General features: G+C 28.5%; 5 protein-coding genes. 3 read left to right on the top strand and 2 right to left on the bottom strand.

What is annotated here, in order from left to right:
- Positions 1–228: 228 nt before the first annotated feature.
- Positions 229–681 carry a metalloregulator ArsR/SmtB family transcription factor gene (locus tag AACZ53_RS12885; protein ID WP_339839193.1) on the top strand — a complete coding sequence of 151 codons (453 nt, stop codon included), beginning with the start codon at positions 229–231 and terminating at the stop codon, positions 679–681.
- A gap of 121 nt (positions 682–802) precedes the next feature.
- On the top strand, positions 803–2,416 hold the full coding sequence (gene pafA / locus AACZ53_RS12880) for an alkaline phosphatase PafA (protein ID WP_339839191.1): 1,614 nt from the start codon (positions 803–805) through the stop codon (positions 2,414–2,416).
- 71 nt (positions 2,417–2,487) lie between these two features.
- Here the strand turns inward: pafA and lysA are convergent, their stop codons facing one another.
- Positions 2,488–3,693, bottom strand: a complete 1,206-nt coding sequence (lysA, locus tag AACZ53_RS12875; RefSeq protein ID WP_339839189.1) for a diaminopimelate decarboxylase — start codon at positions 3,691–3,693, stop codon at positions 2,488–2,490.
- A gap of 241 nt (positions 3,694–3,934) precedes the next feature.
- On the opposite strand from lysA, the gene sucC reads away from it, so the two are divergent.
- Entirely contained in the window at positions 3,935–5,128 is a 1,194-nt protein-coding gene (gene sucC / locus AACZ53_RS12870; protein WP_339839186.1) for an ADP-forming succinate--CoA ligase subunit beta, read from the top strand.
- Positions 5,129–5,324: 196 nt separating this feature from the next.
- Here the strand turns inward: sucC and AACZ53_RS12865 are convergent, their stop codons facing one another.
- On the bottom strand, positions 5,325–6,854 hold the full coding sequence (locus AACZ53_RS12865; RefSeq protein WP_339839183.1) for a T9SS type A sorting domain-containing protein: 1,530 nt from the start codon (positions 6,852–6,854) through the stop codon (positions 5,325–5,327).
- Positions 6,855–7,211 lie beyond the last annotated feature (357 nt).

The raw sequence follows: 7,211 nt of genomic DNA, 5'->3' as shown, positions 1-7,211 counted from the left end.
TTACATTACTTATGATGATATGATTATTGAATATAATATTGAAATTGAAAAGTAATATTTTTTAGTTATAATTCAATTTAATATCTACTTATCACGATTAAAGTAGCCTTTATTCCTTTTTTATGCGTTTAATCTTAATTTATTAACAGTTAATCTTATTTTGTTGATAACTTTTGTTTTTCTTAATTTATAATCGTTAAATTGCGATTGATATAAAACTTAAGTAAAATGGGAGTAACCAAACATGTTGATTTTAAGGAAGATATAAACAATATTGCAGAAGTATTTAAAGCTTTAGGTCATCCTGCAAGAATTCAAATTATGAATATTTTATTGAGTAAAGAATCTTGCTCCTGTGGAAATATCGTTAAAATTTTGCCATTAGCTCAATCCACAGTTTCAAATCATTTGCTTGAACTTAAAAAAGCAAACCTAATTAATATTACTTTTTCAGGTAAAAGTTCAATTTATTCAGTAGAAAAAGACAAATTAAATGTTTTAAATCAGTTTATAAGCAATTATATTGAAAATTTAGGAACTGACAGTTTTAAGAAGAAAACAAGTCATAAAACAATTTCTATTACTGAAGTCCTTGAGGAAAGAAAAGAATTCTCTTCAAAAAAGAAAAAAATATCTTCGAACTTGAAACTGCATAATTATCAGTTCAAGCATAAAAAGTAATTTAGTTCTCTTAAAATTCTGTCTTCTAAACGGAATTTATACATAGATGTAATTAATTTAAGATTTTCATCACATTCAAATCGGATCTATTCCTTATTTTTGTAATTCAATAAAAATACTGATGAAAAAATTAACAATTGCAATTACACTTCTAACTTCAATACTTGCAAATGCTCAAGACAAACCTAAATTAGTAGTAGGAATCGTTGTAGATCAAATGAAACACGAATATTTAAATCGATTTTCAAGTGATTTTTCAGAAAATGGTTTTAAGCGTTTGATAAAAGATGGTTATTCTTTTCAAAACGTACATTATAATTACATGCCAACTTATACAGCTCCAGGCCATGCAGCAATATACACAGGAACAACTCCTTCAGTAAACGGAATTGTAGGAAACGATTGGTTCAACAAAGCTACTGGGAAAGACATGTATTGTACTGATGATGATTCAGTTTCAACCCTTGGTGATGGAGTAGAAAGTGAAGGAAAAATGTCTCCAAAAAATTTACAAAGCACTACAATTACAGATGAATTAAAGTTAGCAACCAATTTTAAAGGAAAAGTTATTGGAATGAGTTTAAAAGACAGAGGTGCAATTTTACCAGCTGGACATTTTGCTAATTGGGCTTTTTGGTACAGTAAAACGGGTTCTTTTATTTCAAGTACTTTTTATGGTGAAAATTTACCAAACTGGGTTGCAGATTTCAATAATGAAAAACATTATGAAACTTATGTTCAAAAGGGATGGGAATTATTAAAACCAAAAGAAACTTACAACGAAAGTCTGACAGATAACAATCCTTATGAAGGAAAATTATATAAGAAAACACCATTCTTTCCATACAATTTAAAAGATATGTATGAAAATAATGATGCAGGTGTGTTAAGAGCAACTCCTTTCGGAAATAATTTATTGGCTGATTTTGCTAAAAAAGCTATTGAAAAAGAAGCTTTAGGTAAAGACGAAATAACGGATTTTTTAACAGTGAGTTTTTCTTCAACAGATTATATTGGTCACATACTTGGACCACGTTCTATTGAATTACAAGACACCTACTTACGTTTAGACGAAACTATAGCTGATTTTTTAAACTATTTAGATAAAAGTGTTGGTAAAGGTAATTATTTGGTATTTTTAACTGCAGATCATGCTGGTGCAGAAAATGTTACCTATTTAAAAGACAATAAATATGATGTTACAAATACGAATTCAAAAACATTACGCAACGATTTAGAAGCTTTCTCTAAAACAACTTATGGTGATGATTTAATTTTAGATTATTCAAATTCTAATGTGTTTTTTAAGAAAGATATAATTAAATATAAAGGTTTGAATTTAAATGATGTAAAACAAACTTTCAAAGATTATCTTCATACTCAAAAATTTGTAAAAAGAGTTTATACAGAAGATGAAATCTTAGCTTCATCTGGAAGTGATTATTACTTAAAGTTAATAGCAAACGGATTTGATCCAGTTCAAAATGGAGAACTTGTAATCCTTGAAAAACCAGGTTATTTAGAATATTCTTCAACAGGAACAACACACGGAAGTCCTTATGCTTATGATACTCACGTACCTTTATTATTTTACGGTTGGCATATTAAAAAAGGAGAATCATTTGATAGAAAAGAAATCACACAAATTGCTCCAACACTATCTCAATTGTTAAAAATAACTTACCCAAATGGCACAAAAGCTGAGTTGTTGCAAGAAATTTTGATTAATAAATAAAGAAAAAAACTATAAAAAAAGCACGAATTAAATACTATTAATTCATGCTTTTTTTTTTATTGTATACTTACTTAAAAAGTAACTTCAACCTGATTTCTCAGAATATCTTCAAACGTTTCTCTTTGTCTAATCAAATGTCCTTTTCCATTCAACCATAAAACTTCAGCAGGTTTTACTCTAGAATTGTAGTTAGAAGCCATTGAAAAACAATAAGCACCTGCATTTCTAAAACATAAAATATCACCTTCAGTAATTTCTGAAATTCTTCGGTTATTGGCAAAAGTATCCGTTTCACAAATATAACCAACGATAGAGTAGAAGCGTTCCTTTGCTTTTGGATTAGATATGTTTTCAATATGATGTTGTGAACCATATAACATTGGACGAATCAAGTGATTAAAACCAGAATCAATTCCAGCAAAAACAGTTGAAGTTGTTTGTTTTACGACATTTACTTTTGCCAAAAAGAAACCAGCTTCACTCACTAAAAATTTTCCTGGTTCGAAGGCTAATGTCAATTCACGACCATATTCCTTTTCGAAAGCTAAAAATCTTTTAGTTAATTTTTTTCCGAATTCTTCTACATCAGTTTCAATATCATCTTTTTTATAAGGCACTTTAAAACCACTTCCAAAATCAATAAAATCTAATTCTTTGAAATGTTTTGCTGTGTCAAATAATATTTCAGCAGCATATAAAAATACACCAACATCTAAAATATCAGAACCTGTATGCATGTGAATTCCGTTGATATGCATTTTTGTGTTTTCAACAATTCGCAACAAATGAGGCAATTGGTGAATCGATATTCCGAATTTACTATCAATATGTCCCACAGAAATATTAGCATTTCCACCAGCCATTACCTGTGGATTTATACGAATACAAACAGGGGTTTTAGGATGTTTTGTACCAAATTGTTCTAAAATAGAAAGATTGTCAATATTAATCTGAACGCCTAAAGCAGCAACATTTTCAATTTCTTCCATCGAAACTCCATTTGGAGTATAAATAATCTGAGACGGTTCAAAACCGGCATGTAAACCTAATTGTACTTCTTGAATAGAAACAGTATCTAAACATGAACCTAAACTCTTTAAATATTTAAGTATAGAAAGATTTGATAAAGCTTTAACAGCATAATGAACTCTAAAGCGTTCTACTTTATTAAATGCAATAGTTAATCGTTTGTATTGTGCTTCAATTTTTTCTGCATCATAAACATACAGTGGACTGCCAAACTCTTCTGCTAACTGAACTAAATCTTTTGTTTTCATTTTTTAATATTAGGATTACAAAAATATAGTATAATTCTTGAATTTTATTAATATTGTAAAATAATAACAAAATATAACAAATTGTTTTATTTATAACAATTTTAATATTAATTCATATAAAGTTTAAATATTTTAAGAGATAAAATACTCCAAATAAAAAAAACCAAATCATTAGTCAGTTACAGAATAGTTTTCTATTTTTGTATCACTTTTTTAAAATAGTATAATCGATATATAAATTATGAATTTACACGAATACCAAGGTAAAGAAATATTAGCAAGTTATGGTGTACGTATCCAAAGAGGTTATGTGGCTAACAATGCAGAAGAAGCAGTTGCTAAAGCAAAAATTTTGACTGAAGAAACTGGAACAGGATGGCACGTAATTAAAGCTCAAGTTCACGCTGGTGGAAGAGGAAAAGGTGGTGGAGTTAAGTTAGCAAAAAACCTTGATCAAGTTGCAGAAATTGCAGGACAAATTATAGGGATGGATTTAGTAACACCTCAAACTTCTGCTGCTGGTAAAAGAGTGCACATGGTTTTAGTTGCTGAAGATGTTTATTATCCTGGTGAATCTGAAACTTCTGAATTTTATATGTCAGTACTTTTAAACAGAGGAACTGGAAGAAATATGATTATGTATTCGACTGAAGGTGGAATGGATATTGAAGAAGTTGCAGAACACACACCTCATTTAATTTTTACAGAAGAAATTGATCCTGCTGTAGGTTTACAAGCTTTTCAAACAAGAAGAATTGCTTTTAATTTAGGATTGAGTGGAAATGCATTCAAAGAAATGACAAAATTTGTTGCTTCATTATACAATGCTTACATTGGTTCTGATGCGTCTATGTTTGAAATCAATCCAGTATTGAAAACTTCAGATGATAAAATCATGGCTGTTGATGCTAAAGTTAATATTGACGATAACGCATTATACAGACAAAAGGATATTGAAGCAATGCGCGACATTAGAGAAGAAAACGCAATTGAAGTTGAAGCAAAAGAAGTTGGGTTAAACTATGTTGATCTTGACGGAACTGTTGGGTGTATGGTAAACGGAGCTGGATTAGCAATGGCTACTATGGATTTAATTAAATATGCAGGTTTCGAACCAGCAAACTTTTTAGATGTTGGTGGAACTGCAGATGCAAAACGTGTTGAAGCAGCTTTTAGACTTATCTTAAGAGATGACAACGTAAAAGCAATTTTAATCAATATTTTTGGTGGAATTGTTCGTTGCGATAGAGTAGCACAAGGAGTTGTTGATGCTTACAAAAACATGGGTGACGCTATTAAAGTGCCAATCATTGTAAGATTACAAGGTACAAACGCAGAAATTGCTAAAGAATTAATCGATAATTCTGGAATGCCAATTTTATCGGCTGTACAATTCCAAGAAGCAGCTGACCAAGTTAAAGCAGCGCTTTCTTAATTAGAAATAAAAGTTTTATATATATGAAATCCCAAGTTTAGGCTTGGGATTTTTTTTAAGATAAACTTTGTGATATTTTGCAATTGTTGTGGATTAAATAAGTATAACCAATAATCTCCGACCAAAAGATATAAAGTAAACTTTTAATTAAACCCCAAAAATTGTAATAACTAAAACTTTTGTTGGCGGAATTAATTTAATTTTTAATTATTTTTTTGGTTATAATCTCATTCTTTTCAGTTGTAATTTTAATTAAATAAGTTCCTTTTTCTAAAATGTTTGATAAATCTATATTTGAACTTGTATTTTCATATTGAAATGGAGGTTCAATAACTTTTCTACCAATTAAATCATAAATAGTTATATTTTTTAAAGGAGTTGTGTTTTTAAAAATTATTTTGTCATTAAATGGATTTGGAAAAATTGAATTATTGTCGTTAAGAACAATAGAATTTAGATTTAAAGTTCCTGGGGTAATTCTTATGGCAGAAAATCCAGGTGTACTAAAAAAGTTATATACAAAGCCTGCAATTAAGAATTTTCCACTAGGTTCTTTTATAAAAACATAGGATCTACTGTCGCCAATTGTTGGAGCTGGTTGAGTATATGAGAATTCATAAGAATAAGTGCCATTTATATGAAAAGTAGAATCAGTTGTTCCATCTAGATTTTTTTTTCTTAATTCAAAAGTATTATCACAAGCATAATAATTGTTTCCACAACAAGTATAACAATAAGATGTCATAAATGCTCCATCATTGTCAACTTTAGTATATATAAATTGATTCTGACCAATTGAAGATATTATTTGATCATTAATTAAATCATATATTAATAGTTTATTATCGTTGTCACCTAACATGGCGCCTCCTTGATTCATATTTATATATAATTTATTATTCAATAATTGAACACTATTAATTGTATTATAATAAATGCCAAAACTTTCAAGTGGTATAACTTTGAAACCATTGGTTCCAAAACTAGTATCTAAGTTTCCATTTATATCTACTTGAGATATCATTATTCGCCTTCTATTAGAAGCTCCGTCAAATTCTGTAGTAGTCCCTAAAAGCATATATGTATTATTATAGAAAATTATAGATGCACCACTTGTATATAAGTTGAGATTAATTTCTTTAAATCCATTTGTATCAAAGGAAGTATTTAAGGTACCATTACTATTAATCTTGAAAAGAACTAATCTACTAGAGTTAGTAATATTTTGATTATATTTTGTTCCAATGCAATAAAGATTTCCTGAAGGTTCTATTAAAAAGCTAGTGATACTATCTGTAGGTTCAAAATCTAATTTAAGTATTCCATTTGCACCAAAATTGGTGTCATAATTTCCAGTTTCATCTACTTTACTGATGTAGATATCGATATTGTTAGTTGTATTATTTTTTACCGAACCATATAGATAAAAGTAGTTGTTATAAAATGTAAAATCTGAAATATTTAGTGTTTCATTTGTTTGTTGTAATGTTTTATATCCGTTAACACCAAAAGCTGAGACAATTTGTCCACTGTAATCCACTTTAGCAATAGTAGTATTTGAAATAAAGTAGTAGTTATTATTCACAAGTAATCCATTTTTAACATGATATAAACCATTGTTATACTGCATGGTACCTGAATTTCCAAATGAACTATCTAAAACATAAGTTTGAGAATGCAAATTCAAACCAAATAAAAAGAACATTAAAATTATAGTTGTTTTCATATTTTTTTTTAGATTTTTGTACCACTATTTCTAGCAACATATAAATTTACAAATTTAAAATAATAAGCAGTCAATATATTTAGTCTTTTATTTTCAATTGTAAATATATAAAAATAATTTCCTCAATTCATTCCCTAAAACAATTTTGTATATTGATTTATATAATTTTATCTTCGCATCCGCGTTATAAACGTTGACACAACATTTGCTATGTTAAAGAATTGCCTAATTATATGTTTCATTTTCCTTTCGACCGTTTCTTTCGGTCAAATAGGAGGTAAATATGTATATCAATTTCTTAATTTAGCTCAATCTCCAAGACAAGCTGCTTTAGGTGGAAAAACCGTTACAGTAGTT

Origin of the sequence: uncultured Flavobacterium sp. (assembly GCF_963975005.1) — a bacterium.
GTDB lineage: Bacteria > Bacteroidota > Bacteroidia > Flavobacteriales > Flavobacteriaceae > Flavobacterium.
This window is presented reverse-complemented; position numbering and strand designations above follow the sequence as displayed.